The sequence below is a fragment of the Pantoea sp. PNT03 genome (assembly GCF_014852515.1).
Lineage (GTDB): Bacteria > Pseudomonadota > Gammaproteobacteria > Enterobacterales > Enterobacteriaceae > Pantoea > Pantoea leporis.
The window spans coordinates 272,950-292,580 of record NZ_JACVBT010000001.1 but is presented as its reverse complement, the minus strand read 5'-3'; the positions used below and the strand labels follow the sequence as shown (position 1 = coordinate 292,580).

The 19,631-nt window shown below is 51.8% G+C and carries 20 protein-coding genes and 1 tRNA gene; 5 read left to right on the top strand and 16 right to left on the bottom strand.

Annotated elements, in window-relative coordinates; all coding sequences use genetic code 11:
• Positions 1 to 42 precede the first annotated feature (42 nt).
• Complete coding sequence (locus IB226_RS01535; RefSeq protein WP_101763619.1) at positions 43 to 339, bottom strand: YfcZ/YiiS family protein; 297 nt, start codon at positions 337 to 339, stop codon at positions 43 to 45.
• A gap of 359 nt (positions 340 to 698) precedes the next feature.
• Between IB226_RS01535 and fadL the strand changes: the two genes are divergently transcribed.
• Positions 699 to 1,982, top strand: a complete 1,284-nt coding sequence (gene fadL, locus IB226_RS01530; RefSeq protein ID WP_101763618.1) for a long-chain fatty acid transporter FadL — start codon at positions 699 to 701, stop codon at positions 1,980 to 1,982.
• 47 nt (positions 1,983 to 2,029) lie between these two features.
• On the opposite strand, the gene mlaA is transcribed toward fadL, so the two are convergent.
• Genes mlaA through ccmA form a run of 10 tightly spaced genes read right to left on the bottom strand, consistent with a single transcriptional unit; the run spans position 2,030 to position 9,788 of the window.
• Complete coding sequence (gene mlaA / locus IB226_RS01525) at positions 2,030 to 2,797, bottom strand: phospholipid-binding lipoprotein MlaA (RefSeq protein ID WP_101763617.1); 768 nt, start codon at positions 2,795 to 2,797, stop codon at positions 2,030 to 2,032.
• A gap of 35 nt (positions 2,798 to 2,832) precedes the next feature.
• On the bottom strand, positions 2,833 to 4,044 hold the full coding sequence (gene ccmI / locus IB226_RS01520; RefSeq protein WP_192233237.1) for a c-type cytochrome biogenesis protein CcmI: 1,212 nt from the start codon (positions 4,042 to 4,044) through the stop codon (positions 2,833 to 2,835).
• Complete coding sequence (locus IB226_RS01515; RefSeq protein WP_192233235.1) at positions 4,044 to 4,499, bottom strand: cytochrome c-type biogenesis protein; 456 nt, start codon at positions 4,497 to 4,499, stop codon at positions 4,044 to 4,046. The genes ccmI and IB226_RS01515 overlap by 1 nt, the downstream gene beginning before the upstream one ends.
• Positions 4,496 to 5,053: a DsbE family thiol:disulfide interchange protein gene (locus tag IB226_RS01510; RefSeq protein ID WP_101763614.1), complete on the bottom strand. Its 558-nt coding sequence runs from the start codon at positions 5,051 to 5,053 to the stop codon at positions 4,496 to 4,498. Before IB226_RS01510 ends, IB226_RS01515 begins: the two co-directional genes overlap by 4 nt.
• Positions 5,050 to 7,008, bottom strand: coding sequence for a heme lyase CcmF/NrfE family subunit (locus tag IB226_RS01505; protein WP_192233233.1), 1,959 nt, complete (start codon positions 7,006 to 7,008; stop codon positions 5,050 to 5,052). Before IB226_RS01505 ends, IB226_RS01510 begins: the two co-directional genes overlap by 4 nt.
• Positions 7,005 to 7,490 (bottom strand): cytochrome c maturation protein CcmE, encoded by a 486-nt coding sequence (ccmE, locus tag IB226_RS01500; protein ID WP_008101293.1) that lies wholly within the window; start codon positions 7,488 to 7,490, stop codon positions 7,005 to 7,007. The genes IB226_RS01505 and ccmE overlap by 4 nt, the downstream gene beginning before the upstream one ends.
• Positions 7,487 to 7,720, bottom strand: a complete 234-nt coding sequence (gene ccmD, locus IB226_RS01495) for a heme exporter protein CcmD (protein ID WP_192233231.1) — start codon at positions 7,718 to 7,720, stop codon at positions 7,487 to 7,489. Before ccmD ends, ccmE begins: the two co-directional genes overlap by 4 nt.
• Positions 7,717 to 8,457: a heme ABC transporter permease gene (locus IB226_RS01490; RefSeq protein WP_110866541.1), complete on the bottom strand. Its 741-nt coding sequence runs from the start codon at positions 8,455 to 8,457 to the stop codon at positions 7,717 to 7,719. The genes ccmD and IB226_RS01490 overlap by 4 nt, the downstream gene beginning before the upstream one ends.
• 57 nt (positions 8,458 to 8,514) lie before the next feature.
• Entirely contained in the window at positions 8,515 to 9,174 is a 660-nt protein-coding gene (gene ccmB, locus IB226_RS01485) for a heme exporter protein CcmB (protein ID WP_101763610.1), read from the bottom strand.
• Complete coding sequence (gene ccmA / locus IB226_RS01480) at positions 9,174 to 9,788, bottom strand: cytochrome c biogenesis heme-transporting ATPase CcmA (protein ID WP_192233229.1); 615 nt, start codon at positions 9,786 to 9,788, stop codon at positions 9,174 to 9,176. The genes ccmB and ccmA overlap by 1 nt, the downstream gene beginning before the upstream one ends.
• A gap of 243 nt (positions 9,789 to 10,031) precedes the next feature.
• Here ccmA and IB226_RS01475 point away from each other — a divergent pair, with 243 nt between their 5' ends.
• The 3 genes from IB226_RS01475 (at position 10,032) to IB226_RS01465 (ending at position 12,428) form a co-directional block, all read left to right on the top strand.
• A complete protein-coding gene (locus IB226_RS01475) occupies positions 10,032 to 10,946 on the top strand; it encodes a formate/nitrite transporter family protein (protein WP_137386225.1) in 915 nt (304 codons plus the stop codon).
• Between the two features lie 87 nt (positions 10,947 to 11,033).
• Positions 11,034 to 11,108, top strand: a tRNA-Arg gene (locus tag IB226_RS01470).
• A 162-nt stretch (positions 11,109 to 11,270) separates the two neighbouring features.
• The gene (locus IB226_RS01465) at positions 11,271 to 12,428 is read left to right on the top strand and encodes a tyrosine-type recombinase/integrase (protein WP_192233227.1); all 1,158 of its coding nucleotides are present in this window, start codon (positions 11,271 to 11,273) and stop codon (positions 12,426 to 12,428) included.
• A gap of 7 nt (positions 12,429 to 12,435) precedes the next feature.
• On the opposite strand, the gene IB226_RS01460 is transcribed toward IB226_RS01465, so the two are convergent.
• From IB226_RS01460 to IB226_RS01445, 4 genes are all read right to left on the bottom strand, one after another.
• Positions 12,436 to 12,678: a hypothetical protein gene (locus tag IB226_RS01460; protein ID WP_192233225.1), complete on the bottom strand. Its 243-nt coding sequence runs from the start codon at positions 12,676 to 12,678 to the stop codon at positions 12,436 to 12,438.
• 53 nt (positions 12,679 to 12,731) lie between these two features.
• Positions 12,732 to 13,994, bottom strand: a complete 1,263-nt coding sequence (gene umuC / locus IB226_RS01455; protein ID WP_192233223.1) for a translesion error-prone DNA polymerase V subunit UmuC — start codon at positions 13,992 to 13,994, stop codon at positions 12,732 to 12,734.
• The gene (umuD, locus tag IB226_RS01450) at positions 13,994 to 14,416 is read right to left on the bottom strand and encodes a translesion error-prone DNA polymerase V autoproteolytic subunit (RefSeq protein ID WP_192233214.1); all 423 of its coding nucleotides are present in this window, start codon (positions 14,414 to 14,416) and stop codon (positions 13,994 to 13,996) included. Before umuD ends, umuC begins: the two co-directional genes overlap by 1 nt.
• Positions 14,417 to 14,479: 63 nt before the next feature.
• Complete coding sequence (locus tag IB226_RS01445; protein ID WP_192234490.1) at positions 14,480 to 14,713, bottom strand: DNA polymerase V; 234 nt, start codon at positions 14,711 to 14,713, stop codon at positions 14,480 to 14,482.
• 1,277 nt (positions 14,714 to 15,990) lie between these two features.
• On the opposite strand from IB226_RS01445, the gene IB226_RS01440 reads away from it, so the two are divergent.
• A complete protein-coding gene (locus tag IB226_RS01440) occupies positions 15,991 to 17,070 on the top strand; it encodes an acyltransferase (protein ID WP_225608138.1) in 1,080 nt (359 codons plus the stop codon).
• A gap of 82 nt (positions 17,071 to 17,152) precedes the next feature.
• Here IB226_RS01440 and IB226_RS01435 read toward each other — a convergent pair whose 3' ends face one another.
• Positions 17,153 to 19,612 (bottom strand): GDSL-type esterase/lipase family protein, encoded by a 2,460-nt coding sequence (locus tag IB226_RS01435; RefSeq protein ID WP_192233212.1) that lies wholly within the window; start codon positions 19,610 to 19,612, stop codon positions 17,153 to 17,155.
• Positions 19,613 to 19,631 lie beyond the last annotated feature (19 nt).

The following is a 19,631-nucleotide window of genomic DNA, read 5'->3' as shown; positions in this document are numbered from 1 at the left end:
AAATGAGTTAAGGCTGCCGAAGGGGTTTCGGCAGCGGCATGATTAGCGTAGGCCGAGCTGGAAAATCAGGGTTTCGGCCTGGCAGGCAAAGGTGAAGTCGATAGACAGGCGCACCGCGTCGCCTTCATTGGCAAAATCCGCGCGAATATCGCAAGGATCGGATTCCACCTGACGCGCGCGCTCAGTCAAATGCGCCAGCATCGCTTCCGCCGCATGGCGATCGGCAAACACGCCAGACCAGCTTGCGGTGCAATCGGTGTTATCCATCACGGTTCCCACATCGACACAGCAGCAGGCCGCCGTTTCGTTGGCATTACACTTTTTAATGGCATCAGTCATGATTCTCTCCTGACGATAATTTCAACATAATCGGATTATTTTCTGCCGCAAAGTGTACGCCTGCTGCGTTTTCACATCCACGATCAAGCCGCTAAGTGACGAATATCACACTAAAAATTGATCCACAGCAAAATTGAACGCTATGTTTAAGTCGAACCGCTAAGATTTTGTTAAGCAGATCTGATTTTATCGATCAAATCAGAAATATTTAAAAAACAATATTGCAACAAATACACAGGTCGGACCTATACTCGTCGCACTGGTCTGATATGTGGTTTTGCCATCAGTCCCTACAATTCGCCGCTCTTTGTTACGCGACGTAACAACGTTAAATAATAAATCTAGATGAGGTTGTGGTCATGAACCATAAAAACCTGTTTGCAAAGTCAGCTGTGGCAGCTGCAGTAACGCTCGTCTGTTCTCATGTTTACGCCGCGGGCTTTCAACTGAATGAATTCTCAGCAATTGGTTTAGGTCGTGCATATTCCGGCGAAGGTGCGATGGGTGATACCGCCGCCTCTGCCAGCCGTAACCCGGCAACCATGGCATTAATGGATCGCCCTTCTTTCTCTATCGGCGCGGTTTATATTGATCCCGAAGTGGATATTAGCGGTCAGAGCCCGACAGGTCGCAGCCTCGATGCCAAAAATATCGCCCCAAATCAGTGGATCCCTAATCTTCACTATGTGCACCCAATTAACGATCAGTGGTGGATTGGTGCATCTGCGACCTCAAACTATGGTTTAGCAACCGAATTTAATGACGGCTATACCGCAGGTGGTTATGGCGGCAAAACCGACCTGATGACCGGTAATTTTAATATCAGCACCGCTTATCGACTGAATGAGAATTTCAGCTTCGGTATCGGCTTTGATGCGGTCTACGCAAAAGCGAAAATTGAGCGTTATGCCGGTGAAGCAGGTGCCGTGGCAGGATTGCCAGCCGATACCCAGATTGCGCATTTAAAAGGTGATGAATGGGGCTACGGCTGGAACGCCGGCATCCTGTACGAAGTGGATAAAAATAACCGCTTTGGCTTTACCTACCGCTCAGAAGTAAAAGTCGACTTTGATGGTGACTACAAGAGCAACATCCCCACCGCCTTTAACGGTACACCGCAGGCACTGGCTTTAGGCCTGCCTTACGGCACCAGCGGCACCACGATTCCGGGTTCTCTGACTTTGAATCTGCCAGAGATGTGGGAAGTGTCAGGCTGGCATAAAGTGGCGCCGCAATGGGCGGTTCACTATAGCCTGACTTATACCAGTTGGAGTCAATTCCAGGAGTTGAAAGCCACCGGCAGCAATGGCCAGACGCTGTTCTATAAGGATGAAAGTTTCCACGATGCCTACCGTATCGCGTTGGGTACCACTTACTTCTACGACGATAATTGGACCTTCCGTACCGGTATCGCCTTTGATGACAGCCCGGTTCCAGCCGACAAGCGTTCTATCTCTATTCCGGATCAGGATCGTCTGTGGCTGAGTGCCGGTGCGTCTTACGCCTTCAATGAAGATGCTTCTGTCGACCTGGGTATTTCTTACATGCACGGTCAGAAAGTCACCGTGAAAGAAGGCCCGTATACCTTTAACTCTGAAGGTAAAGCCTGGCTGTACGGCGCGAACTTTAACTACAAGTTCTGATACGTAGCTTGATAAAAAAAGGCGACTCATTGAGTCGCCTTTTTGTTTTATTCAGAATCAATATCTTTCAGATCGTCCTGAATCGCACTGGCGTTCGGATTATCTTCCGGCTTCAGCTTACCGCCGTTGGCAATAAAGTCATGTCGCTGGAAGTAGGCATTACGAATAAAGGCGTACGGATCTTGCTGCTGACGCAAAATGGCGTCCGAATCCAGCAACTGCGCACGGGTTTCAATCCCTTCCAGCGTCCATTTACCTACCGAGATCGGCCAGCTCAACCAGCTTAAGACCGGATAGAGCGTATCAACGAAGTCACCGCCATCTTCACGGATGGTGAAACTACCGTAGGCCGGCAATTCAACATACGGGCCGTAACCGACGCCATAACGTCCCAGCGTGCTACCAAAGCGATGCGGCACTTCACGCGCCAGCGCCGGATTGGCTTTGCCCGCCACGTCGATAAAGCCACCCAGCCCTAACACGGTGTTCAGGAAGAAGCGGGTGAAGTGGATGCCTGCCTGGCGCGGTTCACCCACCAGAATGGCGTTGACCATGCTGGCGGGCTCTTCAACGTTGGATAACACATTACTGATGCCGCTACGTGCCGGCACCGGCACATAATCGCGCCAGGCGACTGCCACCGGACGCAGAACATACGGATCCAGCACGTTGTAGTTGAAGTTAAACATCGTGCGGTTAAAGCCTTCCAGCGGATCGCTGCGCTGCGCAGGTTCCGTATTTTCAGCCGGTTTTGAGCTGGCACAACCCACCAGCAGTAAACTGGCTAGCGCCAAACCGGTCAGGCGGTTATTCATTCTTCTCTCCCTGTGCGGATCAGTAAGGTATCGCTTCAGGGCTGCTGTTGATTAATTTCCACAGCCAGTTGCTGATGACCATCCCAGGGTGTGACCGCGCTTAAACCCAACCAGTCGCCAGACTGTGGATTGGCACTGCCATCGCGCGAAATGCGCACCCTGACTTGTACCTGATGCTGTGCCGAAAGCAGGCGATCGGGCATCATGGCATTGCTGTCATCGAGCGTGAGCGATAACGGAAAGTGGCTCAGCGGTAAACGCTTCACAGCCACAGGCACCGGTGAAACACCGTCAGACACAGAAATATACAACACTCCGCCTTGCGGTAACATTTTTTCTGCCGGCGGCGTCAAACTCACCGTTAATGCCAGGCTGCTATTTTGCTGTCCCGCGTCAGTTTTCGCTTGTTCAATGCTGCGCTCGATCATGGTGATGCGACGATCGCCTGCCGGTAACAGTTTCAGCATCACCTGCCATGCACCAATCGCCTCGTTGTACTGCTGCTGTTCAAAGGCGTTAAACGCCAGCAGACTCAGCGTGCGCACATCGCTGTGATCGCGTTTAAGCAGCGCTTTCAGCAACACGTTGGCCTGACGGTTATCCTGCGGATCGCTGGAGCGCGTCAGCACTTCGGCATAATCCTGCTGCAGTTCGATATTGTCTGGCGCCAGCTGTAGCGCATGTTCAAATGCCTGGCTGGCATCGGTGGCATTATTCAGCACCATCCCTAAGCGGCCCAGCATCGCCCAATCGTTGAGGTTCGTTGCGTCGTTCTGCAGCGAGCTGCGCAGACCCAGATGCAGACGCGCCAGCTCTTCCATAGTTAGCGGCTGAGCTTTAGGATCCATCACGCGCGCGCGTAACGCAGGATACTCCTGCTGTACGCTGACAAACGCGGTTTGCTGCGTGAGTCCGCCGGTTTTCAGATACATGCCAACCGACACCACCAGCAGCACAATCACGCCCGGCAGCAACACCCAGCGGCTGCTGCGATGAATGGTCGCGGCATCCTGCTGCGGCACATCAGTTAATAGTGTTTGTTGCAGTTCGCGCACCATTTCCGGGCGCTCAGCCACCACGCCCTCTTCTTCATCACGCTCCAGCTCGCGCAGGCGTTGCTGATAGAAATCGGTGTTGAGACGATCGCGATCGCCACTGCTGGCCTCGCGCTGACGCCAGCCAGCAAGCAGAAACAGCGCGATAGCCGCCAGCAGTAAAATAATCAGGGTAATCCAGAATCCAGTCATTACGGCTTCCCGTCACGCTTGAGTAACGCCGCAAGGCGCTGTTGTTCACTGTCGTCGAGTTCGCTACGCGCTTTGCCGCGACGATTACGCAGAATAATGATCAGCGCGCCCAGCACCACAAACAGCGCTGGCCCCACCCACAAAATCAGCGTGGAAGGCGTTACCGGCGGCTCATACGTCACGAAATTACCGTAACGCGCCACCATGTAATCAATGATCTGCTGGCGGCTTTCGCCCTGCTTCATTAACTCGTAGACTTTGAGACGCATATCCGACGCGATCATCGCATTGGAATCGGCAATGCTGTTGTTCTGGCATTTCGGGCAACGCAGCGATGCGGTGAGATCGCGGTATTGTTCTTCCTGCTGCACCGAATCGAACTGATAAGTATTAATCGCCGCCCACAGGCTGGTGCTGAGCAGAATGCCCGCTAACAGTAGAAGCAGCCGTTTCATACGCCCGCCTCCTTGTTGTATTTGTCCCACAGCGGTTTCACTTCTTCGAGCCAGACGCGATCGTTCATGTCGCCTGCGTGGCGATAACGAATGATCCCTTTGCCGTCGATCAGGAAGGTTTCCGGTGCACCGTAAACGCCGAGATCGAGACCGAGCATCCCGTTGCCGTCATACAGGCTGAGCGCATAAGGATTACCCAGCGTGTTCAGCCAGGTCACCGCTTTGGTGCGATCGTCTTTATAGTTGAGGCCAACCACGCGAATGCCTTTTTCCGCCAGCGTGTTGAGGTATTGATGCTCCGCGCGGCAGGTTGGGCACCAGGTTGCCCAGACGTTGAGCAGAATCGGTTTGCCGTCGGTCAGCACCTGCTGATCGTAGATTTTGCCGGGTTGATCGAGCGCTTCCAGTTTGAATACGGGTACCGGTTTGCCGATCAACGCTGATTCGAGACGCGTTGGATCATCGCCGTTGGCGTTGCGCGACAGCTGCCACAGCAGCGCCGCGGCCAGCAGCAAAAATAGAACTAACGGGATAAACAGGATTTTTTTGTTCATGCCAGCTCCTCGCGCTGCTCTTTTTTGCGTGAGCGATAGCGCGGATCGAACAGGCAGAACAAGCCGCCCACCGCCATAAACACGCCGCCGTACCAGATCCAGCGCACAAACGGTTTGTAGTAAATCCGCACCGCCCACGAACCGTCATCCAGCTCTTCGCCCAGCGCCGCATACAGATCGCGGGTGAAACCGCCGCTGATCGCCGCTTCGGTCATCATGGTGCGCGCGGCTGCATAGAAGCGTTTTTCCGCCTGCATCACCGCCTCCAGCTTGCCGTTGCGCGTCACTTCAATCACCGCCACGCCGCCGCTGTAGTTCGGCCCTTGCAGGTTGCGCACGCCGTGGAAGGTAAAGTGATAATTGTGGATATCAACGGTATCGCCCGCCTTCATGCGCACATCACGCTCAACGCTGTACTGGGTGCTAAAGGCGATACCGACCACGGTCACCGCCACGCCTAAATGCCCTAGCACCATGCCCCAATGGCTGCGCGACAGATGTCGTAAACCTTTGAAGAAAGAGTGGCGATGGGTGGCGCGCTCGTGCAGTTCCATCAACGTCAGCATGATCACCCAGATCGACATCAGCAGGCCGATAACTGTCATCGCCTCAATGCGATCCTGCAGCAGCCACGGCAGGGCGATCGACAGAATCAGCGTCACTAACAGGCCCACGCCAAGGCGTTTCCACAGTTTCTGTGGTTGGTCACGACGCCAGCGCACCAGCGGACCGATACCGAGCATCAGCGCGAACGGTGCCATCAGCCAGGTAAACATGGTGTTGAAGAACGGCTCGCCCACCGAGATGCTGCCGAGACCGAGCTGTTTATGCACCAGCGGCAGCAGCGTACCGAGTAACACCACCAGCATCGCGGCGATCAGCAGCACGTTATTACCCAGCAGGAAGGATTCGCGTGACCAGGCTTCGCTCTGTACGCGGCTGCGCACCTGACCACCTTTCAGCGCGTACAGCAGCAGCGAGCTGCCAATCACAATCACCAGGAAGGCGAGAATAAACATGCCGCGCGCCGGATCGGAGGCGAACGAGTGCACGGAAACCAGCACGCCGGAGCGCACGAGGAAAGTGCCAAGCAGGCTTAACGAGAACGCGGTAATCGCCAGTAACACCGTCCAGGACTTGAAGCTGCCGCGCTTTTCCGTTACCGCCAGCGAGTGCATCAGCGCGGTACCAGCCAGCCACGGCATAAAGGAGGCGTTTTCGACCGGATCCCAGAACCACCAGCCGCCCCAGCCGAGTTCGTAATAAGCCCACGCCGAACCGAGCACGATGCCGATTGTCAGGAAGACCCACGCGGCGGTAGTCCACGGACGTGACCAGCGCGCCCATGCGGTATCCAGACGTCCGGCCATCAGCGAGGCAATAGCAAACGCAAAGGCCACCGAGAAGCCGACGTAACCCATGTACAGCAGCGGCGGATGGAAGATCAGCCCGATATCCTGCAGCATTGGGTTGAGATCTCGCCCGTCAATCGGGAAGTTTGGCAAGGTGCGGGTAAATGGATTCGAGGTGAGAATGATAAACAGCAGGAAGCCGAGATTAATCATGCCCATCACCGCCAGCACGCGTGCTAGCGCATCCTGCGGCATCCCGCGACTGAAGATCGCCACCGCCAGCGTCCAGGTGCTGAGCAGCAGCACCCACAACAGCAGTGAACCTTCGTGCGCCCCCCAGGTTGCCGCGATGCGATAATAGACCGGCAGCAAGGTGTTGGAGTTGGTGGCGACATAGCCAACGGTAAAGTCATTCACCACAAAGGCGTGCACCAACACCACAAAAGAGGCGGCGACACAGATAAACATGCCCCAGGTTAATGGGCGCGCCATGGCCATCAAACGCGCATCCTGCCGCGCAGCGCCCCACAACGGATAGACGCTCAACAGGAGCGCTAAAGCCAGCGCCAGACACAGCAGAAAGCTACCAATTTCCGGCATCATGATTGCGCACCCGACTGCTGATACGCTGCTGCAGGTCCTGTGTGATTCTTCTTCATGGCATCTTCAATTTCGGGAGGCGTATATTTTTCATCGTGTTTCGCCAGCACTTCTTTGGCGTTCACCAGATTGCCCTCTTCCAGCACGCCTTGCGCTACCACGCCTTGCCCTTCACGGAACAGGTCCGGCAGAATGCCTTCATAGGTCACACTGACCACGCCGTTGGCGTCATACAGTTTGAAAGAGACGGCGAGCGTTTTCGGATCGCGCTTTACGCTGCCCGGCATCACCATGCCGCCAATGCGCAAGCGCTGGCCCGGCTCAGGCTTCTGATGATCTTCACCTTTGCCGTTGATAATTTCACTCGGGGTATAAAAAAGGTCGATGTTGGAACGCAGCGCGTACATCACCAGCGCGGTCGCCAGGCCAAGCCCGATCAACACCGCGATCGCCACATAGAGGCGATTACGACGACGGATATTCACACGGATTCTCCCGCTGCTCCACTGGCAGCTTTTTTCGATTTAGCCGCGCGAATGCGGCGCTCCCTGGACTGACGCTGGCGAATTTCCGTCAGCAAACGGCGGCGGAACAGCACGGTGTGCAGCACCAGACCGAATAACGGGATCAATGTGAGGATAACGGCGAGCCAGACGTAAAAGGCATAGCCGCCCATGGCGAAGAAATCGCTCCACGATGCAAAGGCTGGCGTCATGATTTGCTTCCTCCCTGCGCCACATCAATCGCCCACGGACGATGACGCTCGGTGAATAGAATCAAATTGCGCAGGCGCATTAAGGTCAGCGCACCAAACACCAGCAGGTAACCGAGAATGGACCAGCGCAGCGGTGTGCGCATGCTTGGATCGATAGCCTGCTGCAGAATGCCTGATGAGCCCTGATGCAGCGTGTTCCACCATTGCACCGAGAAGTGAATGATCGGCAGATTAACCACGCCAACCAGAATCAAAATGCCGGCGGCGCGCCCGGCGGTGCGGCGGTCTTCAAAGGAGTGATACAGCGCGATAACGCCCATATAGAGGAACAGCAGCACCAGCTCAGATGTCAGGCGTGCATCCCAGATCCACCAGGTTCCCCACATCGGTTTACCCCAGGCGGAGCCGGTAATCAGCGCGATAAAGGTGAACACCGCGCCAATCGGCGCCATCGCCGCTGAGACCAGATCGGCCATCTTCATCTGCCACACCAGGCCGATAAATGCCGCAATAGCCATTGATGCATACACGCCCATCGACCACATCGCTGCAGGCACGTGAATGTACATAATCCGGAAGCTGTTGCCCTGCTGATAATCCGCCGGTGCAAAGCCGAATCCCCAGACCCAACCGAGTAACAGCGTGCCAACACCCAGCACCGCGAACCACGGAATCAAGCGACCGCATAGCTGGTAAAGCCGCTCAGGCTTTGCCCACTGGTGTAACCATTTCCACATTTTGCATAGCTCACAATAAAGAGAATTCAGGTTTCGACCGCTCTGGGGCGGCACGAATTAATGCAGACTGATACGCAAGGCCGCTGCCGTCGCGAACGGCGACAGCGTTGCGCTTACCGCCAGCATCGCGCCAAGAATCGCCAGATAACCCCCGATCGGCAATCCCATTCCGGCGGCATCAATCGCCGCGCTGGCAAATATCAAAACCGGTATCGACAACGGCAATACCAGCAAACTCAGTAATACGCCGCCGCGCCGCAACCCAACGGTTAATCCGGTCCCAATCGCGCCGAGAAAACTCAGCGTTGGCGTGCCAAGTAATAACGTCAATGCCATCGCGCGCCAGCCGGCAAAATCCAGCGACAGCAACAATGCCGCCAGCGGCGACAATAAAATCAGCGGTAGCCCGGTAATCAGCCAGTGCGCAATCACTTTGCCCAGCACCGTGATCGGCAGCGGCGTCGGCAACAGAAGTAGTTGCTCAAGCGAACCATCAAGAAAATCGTCACGAAACAGCCGTTCCAACGCCAGCAATGAGGCGAGTAACGCGGCAACCCACGCCACGCCCGGCGCAATGCGCGCCAGCTGCTGTGGCTCCGGTCCGATACCTAACGGAAACAGCGTGATAACAATCAGGAAAAACCACAGCGGATTGATCACTTCCCCGCCGCTACGAAAAGCGATTTTTAATTCACGCTGAATGACCCGGCCTAACATCAAGCCCACTCCGAAGTAAGACGAATTTTACGCACGCGCGCGCTGTGATCGGGCAGATCCTGATGCGTGGTCAGAATCACCGCTCCGCCGTTATCGGCATGGCTGACGAATCGCGCCATTAATTTTTCCACACCGCCTTTATCGATGGCGGTTAAGGGTTCATCGAGGATCCACATCGACGCCGGACTGAGCCATAAGCGTGCTAATGCCACGCGCCGCTGCTGTCCGGCGGAGAGTTGTGCCACCGGCACCTCTTCAAAGCCCAGCAGATCGACCTGCTCAAGCGCGGCAAAAATCGCGTCTTCATTGCTGCTACCGTGCCAGAAATGCAGATTCTCTAGCGGTGAGAGTACCGATTTCACGCCGGGATGATGGCCAAGATAGAGCAGATTTTGTTGCCATACTTCGCGCTGTTGACGAAGGGGCTGTGACTGCCACGTTACGTCGCCCTCTTCCGCCCGGCTTAATCCGGCCAGCAGGCGCAACAGCGAAGTTTTCCCGGCTCCGTTTGGCCCTTCAATTTGCACAATGTCACCCGGTTGCACGCGGAAGCTCAACCCATGAAACAAGGTTCGCTCATCACGAACGCATGAGAGATTAATGACTTCGAGCATAGAAGGGAGAATCGCGGCAATGAATGAGGCGGGGATAATACCACATTGAATCTGTGGGCCGAAGTCTGTGAGCTGGCTCCCACTTACCCCAAATGGGGTATTCGTGCGCCCCAGATCAACAAATTGCTCAAAAATCCAACTCGGTTAAAATTTCGTTACTCTTAATTTGAATCTTCGTAACAAATCGAACTTGTAAAAACCAGCTACGCTTATGACGCAATGGCATTATCACCTGAGGAAAACATGAAACAATCACCATCGATTTCAAACAGTGACAACGATGTAGAGAGTGATGAGAAGGAGCAAGGTAAGGAGATAGAAGTCGATGAAGATGCCCTGCCCTCGCAGGCTGCGGCGATTCATGAAGAGATACGCCAGGATGGGGAAAAAGAGCTCGAGCGTGACGGCATGGCGCTGCTCTGGTCCGCGGTTGCGGCGGGACTGTCAATGAGCGCTTCGCTGATGGCGAAAGGCATTTTTCAGGTCCATCTTAAAGGCGTGCCGGGCGCATTTTTACTGGAAAATTTGGGTTATACCTTTGGCTTTGTCATCGTGATTATGGCGCGCCAGCAACTGTTTACCGAGAATACCGTTACCGCCGTTTTGCCGGTGATGCACAAACCGACCGGCAGCAACTTTGCGCTGCTGTTACGGCTCTGGTGCGTGGTGCTGCTCGGCAATCTGATTGGCACCGCATTGGGGGCGCTGGCCTTTAATCATATGCCAATATTCGACGATGCGACGCGTCAGGCCTTTACCGCCATCAGTGAAAAAGTGATGGTGAACTCACCAAGCGAAATGTTCGCTAATGCGGTGATATCAGGCTGGATTATCGCCACCATGGTATGGATGTTCCCGTATGCGGGTGGCGCAAAGATTGTAGTGATTGTGATGATGACCTGGCTGGTGGCGTTAGGTGATTTAGCGCATATCGTGGTCGGTTCAGTCGAGGTGCTGTATCTGGTGTTTGCGGGCACGCTGCCGTGGTACGAATTCTTCTGGCCATTTGCCTTGCCTACGCTGCTTGGCAATATCACTGGCGGTACGCTGATATTTGCGTTGATCAGCCATGCGCAGATTCGTAACGATATGAGTGAAGCGGCGAAAGCCAAAGCGCGTGCGGAACAGAAGCGGAAAGAGAAGCAAAAACAGGCGTAAGCCTGGTCTTAAATTGCTGATAGATTGAGCAAACAACCGCTGCATAGTTAAAATCAGGTTCGCGGTGCGCTATACTGCGCGCCCGGCGTCTCCTTAGTTAAATGGATATAACGAGCCCCTCCTAAGGGCTAGTTGCAGGTTCGATTCCTGCAGGGGACACCATATAGCAGTTCGCACCCATCCTTCTCCGTTCGCTAAAACCCCATTGCACCAAGCACTCACCCAAATTACCGTTCGCAATCGTTCGCCATAGTTCGTTGACAGCCAGACTATTGGCTGGGTAAATTCTGGGTAAATCAATTTTACCCACCCGGATTTTACCCAATGCTCACGATCAAGCAGATTGACGCTGCAAAACCCAAAGAGAAGCCTTACAGGGTTGCAGATGGAAACGGACTATTCCTCTATGTGCCGGCATCAGGAAAGAAGGTCTGGCAGGTGCGCTACCAGTTCGACGGAAAAGAGAAGGTGCACACGATCGGGAAATATCCGGAGATTGGCCCGGCGGATGCCAGGAGCATGGCATTTGAGCTGAAACGCGATTTGGCTATTGGCCTTAATCCGGCCGTGAAGAAAAAACAGAAGGGAAAAGAACCGGACTCGTTTGGTTCAATTTTCGAGGAGTGGTACAAGCATAAGAAACAGGTTTGGTCTGAGAAGTACGCCAGTGAACTCAGGCGCATGTTTGATGACGACATCCTTCCTTATATTGGCAAGTTGCAGATGGATGACATTGAGCCGATGGCTCTGCTGAAGGTGTTGCGCAGGTTTGAGGATCGGGGCGCGATGGAGCGAGCCAACAAAGCGCGGCGCCGCTGCGGTGAAGTGTTTCGCTATGCAGTCGTTACCGGACGTTGCAAATATAATCCGGCGCCAGACCTTGCTGATGCAATGAAAGGCTACCGAAAGCAGAACTACCCGTTCCTGCCGGCCGACCAGATACCAGCGTTTAACGCAGCGCTCGCCACTTATTCAGGAAGCGTCATTTCCCGCGTTGCTACCCAAATACTTCAGTACACCGCCCTGCGCACTAAAGAGATGCGTAGTATGCAATGGACAGACGTCGATTTCGAAAACGACCTGATTACGATCGCCGCGGATGTGATGAAAAATCGCAAGCAGCACGTCGTTCCGATGTCACGTCAGGTAAAGGCGTTGCTGAAGTTCCTGCACCCAATCACCTCCACCTCGGCATTCGTATTCCCCGGTCGCAATGACAAATCAAAATCAATCAGTGACGCGGCCGTGCTGCTGGTAATTCGCCAGATTGGCTATGAGGGGCTTGCCAGTGGGCATGGTTTCCGGCACCAGTTCAGCACGATTCTGAACGAGCACGGCTGGCCGCATGATGCGATAGAGCGCCAGCTTGCTCACGTCGATCGCAATAACATCCGAGGCATCTATAACCACGCGCAGTACCTGGAAAAACGCAGGGAGATGATGCAGTGGTGGGCGGATTATCTGGAAGGAAATGGGGCGTAATGCCCCCTCAAATCGTCGGTCTGTCATCCTCATGCATGGTCGTGATTTCGTGCGTCACCACTCCCACCACCGCGATGTCTTCCAGCAGGTCATCCATCAGGAATGCGCCATCGTCGGTAATGAGCCGCCGCGGATGAATCATGATCATCGCCCACTCATACATCCCTGACATATCAATCAGCACTGTGTCGCCGTTTACCGGGTAACGCTGCTTATCGATTATGCACCTGCGGCCGTTCAGCTCCACCATGCTGGAAGTCTCTCGGGTAGACAGGATGTGCTGCAGCGGCTGAAGCAGAAACGTTACTTCGCCACTGGCAGGTCCGACAGTCTGGTTGTGTATGCCGGCGACAACATTTCTCGCTTCATCTCCCAGGATTTCTGGATACCCTGTCCTGCAAACCATAATTTCCCCTTCCCGCTCTGGTTGAGACCGTCAACGACACGCATCAGCGATTCGCTGTTGGCCTGTGGCTTGAATTCGTCAAAGAGATTGAGCTGAGACACACCCTGACTGTAGAAGTCGCCCAGCATCACGCCTGCTTTCATATACCGGCACCCGTCGCGCCATATGTGGTCTAGCCCCTGCATGGCAACCCGGATAATGTCGCGCGTGTCGTTTGATGGCGTTAGCAGCCTGCCCATTGCCTGATTGCCGTAAAACACCTCGCCTTCAGCGTGCGGGCTGGTACGGACGAACACCGCTACCTGTCGGCAATACTGGCGCTCGCGCCTTAGCTTCTCGGCAGCGCGTTCTGCATACGAGCAAACCGCCTGGCGCATATCCATGTACTCGGTGATGCGTGAGCCAAATGAACGGGAGCAGACAATCTGCTGCTTCGTAGGCGCGAACTCTTCCAGCTCGAGACAGGGCTCGCCGCGCAACTCGCGCACCGTTCGTTCCAGCACCACGTTAAAGTGCTTGCGGATGATGTATGTGCTCTGCTCTGACAGGTCTTTGGCGGTGATGATGCCCATTGCGTTCAGCTTCTTACTAATGCGCCTACCGACGCCCCATACTTCTTCCACCGGTACCAGAGCCATTAACTTTCTCTGTCGCTCAATGTTCGACAGGTCAACTACTCCGCCTGTCTGCTTCCATTTTTTGGCAGCATAGTTTGCGAGCTTCGCCAACGTTTTGGTTTGCGCGATACCGACGCCCACGGTCAGATGTGTGTCGCGCTTGATTCGTTCACGAATTTCCCGCCCGAAATCTTCCAGAACCCAACAGTTTCTCAAACCTGTCAGGTCCAGGAAGGCTTCATCGATTGAGTAAACCTCCACGGATGGCACCATTTTCTCCAGCGTTGTCATCACTCGATTACTAAAGTCTGCGTATAGCGGGTAGTTGGAGCTAAACACGGTAATCTTGTGCCGCCGGATTTCGTCCTTTAGCTTGAAGTAAGGCGCACCCATCGGGATTTTCAGCTCCTTCACTTCGGCGTTGCGGGCAATTACGCAGCCATCGTTATTGCTCAGAACCAGCACCGGTTTTCCACGAAGATCGGGACGAAATACCGTCTCACATCCGCAATAGAAATTATTAACATCCACCAGGGCGAACATTACCGGCTCATCGATTTTATCGAATGCTTAACCACCCCGAAAATTTCAAACTGATCCGGGTCGGTAACAGGAATAATGGCGTGTGCTGCGTTCATCGGCTTCAGGTGAAGGAAAGGCTTGGTCATCAGCAGCTTTACGGTGAATTCACCGGATATTGCAGCGACAATAATGTCGCCATGCTCAGCTTTAATCGAGCTATCTACAACCAACATATCACCGTCGCTTATCCCGCCATCAATCATTGAGTCGCCGCTTACCCTGATGAAATAGGTTGAACTGGGATGGCTGACAAGCAGGCTGTTCAAATCAATGCGCTGTTCGACGTAGTCCTGGGCCGGGGACGGGAACCCACACGGCACACGTTCGATAAATAATGGCAACTCTAATATGGCGCGGATTTCCGCTGGTTTGTAAAACTTCATAGCTGTTATCTCAATCGATGATCATCAGGAATTAAATGGGTTATGTTCAGGCGTGATGGGAGTTCATCCGTTTGGATTGAATACCTGAAACACGCGCTCATCACCTTCCGATGTTGAGATATCCCGGAATACTGACTTGTGAGCCTCGATCCAGTTATTCGCTTGCCGTGGCGTGTAATGCCAGTTCAGGCGCTCAAGTTCACTGACAAAGTCGAGTGTGCTTACGGTGTAGCGTCCAGCGGCATCGCGTTTGATTGCGAACCTGAAGGCGTCTTTTATTTCGTAGTCGCGGGGCATGGTCATCTCCCTCCCTGATAGATACTGTATATAAATACAGTAATATCGATCGGTGGGATCGATCAAGTCGCTGCACTTGAGGAATTTGTAAAGCCATTGGTGGGTAAAGAAATTTAGTTTTTTAACTGGTGGCGTTTTGACTTAAGCGATTAGAAATCTACGCTTAATTAGCAACATATCGTTGCCTTAACGGGGAAAGGAAATGATGAAGAGCTTATTAGGTGGGATGATCATAATTACAAGTCTAATGACATTAGCTGGTTGCCAGCATGAAAGCCCTGCTGTAGGCCCGGACGGAAGACCGCACGCGCCAAGTGGTGAGTCAGTACCAGGTGGCCCGTTAGGAAAGGGACCGGTTGGCCAGCCTCAGGCTTAAATTCACGCCCGGCCACCGCGCCGGATTTTAACGCACGCGCGAATCAATTAAAATCATCAATCCTGCCATATAATTCTTATTATCTATGGATATACGATATATCCTAAAAGAGTTGCTATTATATCTGTGGGAAGCACACAGCAAACGTGTTGCCTACGAGAAAAACTTCATTTGTTCGATTTTTTGCCCGCCTTCGTGCGGGCTTTTTTGCATTCTATTCTTACATAAGATAGGTTTAAGCTCGTCTTTCACCAAGACTGAAAGTTACTTTGAGATGATAGGCTCACTATTGTAGCCGCCCGGATATTCGTCCGGGCTTTTTTATGCCCGCCGCTTGGCTACTTATGTGGCTGGGGGCTAACCTCAAGTCACCCACCCCGTAGCCTGCTCAGATCGGCGCGGTACACTCCTGCCCCGTCGCCGGGGCTTTTTTATGCAGGAAGTTGCCTGAAATATACGCAAACCGATTTCATGGTTGCATTTATGGATGACGTAAGCATTGTGTGAGATTATTGTAAGCATAATGACTGACAGCATGCAGGTGTGTTAATGGTTTTCTTCACTCGCCTTTTTGGCCTTGTTTTTCTCTTTTGCATCCTTGTCCTTAAATCCTATGAATGGCCTGATAAAAGGTTTTTCTATATAGAAATCATAGGGCTAGGGCTGTGGGCCTGGAGCGAGATTCATTGGCTTCGTAGTAAAAAACGTGTCGACTCTTCCGCGCTGCCTGAAAAAAAATAGTGCAACTCACCAGCTAAGATATTTCTTACAGAATTTCTTGTGAGATCTCTTCCATCATTCCGCAAAGGGATCAACAATGCTTTGATAAGCATGAGTAAATTTTGCGTAAGCATTGATGGCTAATCATCAAGCCCACCTTTTTACCTTTTAGGACTGGAAATTGAAATCACTAAATATCAGTTACATGGATAGGATTGACCATCTTAGATTTTTTGCTGCTGTCATGCTGATGATTCATCACTTCAGAGGTAATATAAATTGGGATGGTTCATATTCAGCCAATGCCATGATAAGGCTTTGGATGGAAAACGGATCGAGCGGCGTTTCTTTTTTTCTCGTGCTTACCGGGTTTCTTTTCTGCCTGATTTCAAATAGTGGTGAGAAGCAAATAAAATATGGCGGGTATTTATATAACAGAATACTTAGAATATTCCCATTAATGATTTTCCTTGTATTCATTGTTATTTGTTGCAGCAGACAGCAATCATCCCCAATGGACATATTGCGAATTATAACCCTGCAGCTAAATACTGGAAACACTTACACTGGGTGGGGTCATGAATTCTTCCCCTCTGGACCAATTTGGACAATCGCAGTTGAGTTTCAATTTTACTTAATATTTCCATTTATAGCTTTATTTTTGCACCGTTATGGCCCCAAATATCTTTTAGGCCTTGTGGTATTGATGGTCGCCACTCGCTTTAATGTTGCCACCTTAAAAGGTGGGGAAATATACTACAACATGTATCACACGATGGTAGGTCGACTTGACCAGTTTTCAATTGGGATACTCTTCGGCTTTGCGTATCAGAAAGGGTATCTTAGATTCCTTTCAAAATGGTCGCTCCTGATACCAGTAGCAATTTCATCTATTGCTGCTCTGACATACCTTTTCACCTTTAACAAAACAACCGTTGGCTATAGCACTTGGTCATTTACTGTTGAGGCAATTTGTTGGGGTGCTATAGCGGTTTGCTACCTAAATGCATCACTGCCCGATATAAAGCCAATAAACTCTGTTCTTTCTTATCTTGGAATGACAAGTTTCTCTATGTATCTATTGCATCTTCCTGTAGGGGGTATGTTCAATAAAATTATGGGATGGGGAAGCCCTGAGACGGTCTCTTCTTCCTTAGAAGAGTCTATGATAAGAATACCAGTTATAATAGCGGTATCATTCTTCACATTTTATATGATTGAAAAACCTTTCATGGGATTAAGAGTTAAATATACAAAGTAGAGATGGGCCGGTTACGGCCCATTTTTATAATTATCTATAGCGTTGATTTAAAATGGACATATTGAGTAAGCTTCAATATCTATTATATAAATCCGATCGTATGACTCAGCATCACGGCAGCCGCCCTCCCGGTTCCGTTAACGATTGATCCGCAGTGACCGCCAGAACTCCCCACGAAGGTGCCAAATGGAACCGTCCTTAAAAGCGTGGTGTCAGGGCCGTTAAGCTTTACGTCGATGTTGAAACCTGAAGCATTTTTGTAAAGCCCAACCACCGCGCTGTATCCATCAGCTGTAAACACCGCACCCGCAGTTATGGAACTAGATCCCAGATAAACCTCTCCTGTGCGGTTCTTCCAGTAGATATCCCAGATAGACAACTTGTTGGCTGTGTTCCTGAAAAGAAGGATTCCCGCCTTGTATCCATCAGCCTTTGAGCCGTTAGAGGTGGCAATCGGCGACGTGTTGTAATAGAACGCATTACTCTCGCAAAGAATGACGCCTGTCTCTATCGGCCATGTGCCTGAAAGGGTGATGTTTGTGACGTTTCCATCCACACCAAACCCCACCCTTGTATCGTTAAACGGATCGAAGGGCACATCAAGAACGGTCATATTGGCGATGGAGCCAGGAACAACAAACTGCGACTTTTTGAGAATGCTAAACTGCGCCCCCGGCGTGACCGAGAAATACCCCATGTAGTAGCCGTCAGCGTCAACTGCTGCGTTTATGCGGTAATAGATTCGGTTTAGCCCATATGGCATCTGTCCCATCAGCTGAGCGCACTCTGATGGGTTCTTATCTGCTCCGGTAGGCATTCCCGCGCCAGCGACTTTGGCATCAATCAGCGCTGCATAATTGTAAGAGATGGCCGTCAGGTTTACAGAAGGGTGATTCGCGATAGCAGTTGATGTATTCCCGTCATTACCAACCGACATATAACGAAGGGTAGACATAGGCTCATCATTCCAAACCCATATTTCTGTCAGTTTATCGCCTGAGTTCGCATCGCCCGTTTGCCAGAGAAGATTGCCGCCTACAGCGTTATTGCTTCCCGTAAAGAGCGGAAGAGCATTACCAGTTCGGGAAACGACTTTACCTGACCAGGCTGGAATTTTTGTGTGTCCATTGACTGTAACCACAAATGGCGCCAGCGCTCTCGCCGTTACAGATGCCATGAAGCAATAGCCGATATCACCGTAGTGGATCATGTCGGGCTGCAGGTTCAGCCAGTCGCCCAATTGGTCGTTGTTTCGGGTAAGCCACTTCTTCTGCTCTTCCTGCTGATCGATAAAGGGAATGCCGAAGAAGTCGGCCACTTCTTTCTGAGCTGTCCATACATCGGATGCAAGGTTCTTGTTATTGATGTTGGACGGATTGGTGAGTGCCACCGGGTTTGATGACTGAATAATTGGCAGCGTGCCATCCTTGAGGATCAACCAAACCAGCTCAAACAGTTTTTGCTTAAATAACGTATAGGTGAAGTAGGATTTCTGAATATCATTCAGCCCAAACGTAACAATAACTGCGTCAGGAACACCAAATAAATCCGTTACTGCCGACTTATAGTTATTGTAAGCCCAGTCATCGATGATTGATTGTCCGCCATAGCCGGCGTTATTAACCGTAATGCTGGTACTGGAGTACATGTCGCGCAGAATTGTCTGGAGCTTAGCCGGGAATGAGTTTGGTGGTTTGTAACCAGACTGTGATCCACTAGGTCTCACTGTCCATCCGGTGGAGCCATGTCCTTCTGTTGTGCTGTCACCGAAGCAGGTTATATTTACATTACCGAGACGATCTAGTTTTGAAATGATGTTATTAAACTGGCCGACGAGATTTTGCTTCTCGAGCACAGTGATTTTCGCGTACCCACCACCTGTAAATACAATTTTCCTATATGCATAGAAGAAACCATCAACATAAGTTGATAGCTTAATGGCAGTAATAGTGTGAGGTACATATATTGGCTTACCTGTAGCTGCTGCCGCCTGGAATGAGGAGGTATCATCAGCAATTCCATCCAGTTTAGCTCCAAAATCTTTTACTGATATTATCTCTGCGTTTTTTTCATGCTGATTCCTAATTATCGACCCCGCTAACTCCTGCTTAACAGCGATTAGAGCGTCACCCATGCCGCTCATTGAGCTGTTGAGATTTGAACGCAAAGATGCATCGCCTACAGATAACCAGGCTCCTTTGCCAATACCACCCGCACTTTGAGGTGTTGAGTTTGCTGGTACAGCCTTAGGAAGAACACCATCCCAGCGGTAATATTCACCTGTTGATGAGTCTCTCAAAACCTGATTAGGAAGGGTGATGTTCGCCCCAGCGAGAAAGGAATCAACAGTGATATACCCGTATTGTGATATAGCCTGCTGCGCGAGCCAGCGTAGCCCTTCAATCGTGTAATGATTGTTTCCAAACCGATCCTGATATTTTTGTGTTAAAGAGGTGACAAATTCGTCAATTTTTCCAGCATTAAATTTAAGATCGCGAGGTGATTCACTAGGTACAGCATTGTTAGTAGGTTGCGTAGCCATATTTTTTCCATAAAAAAAG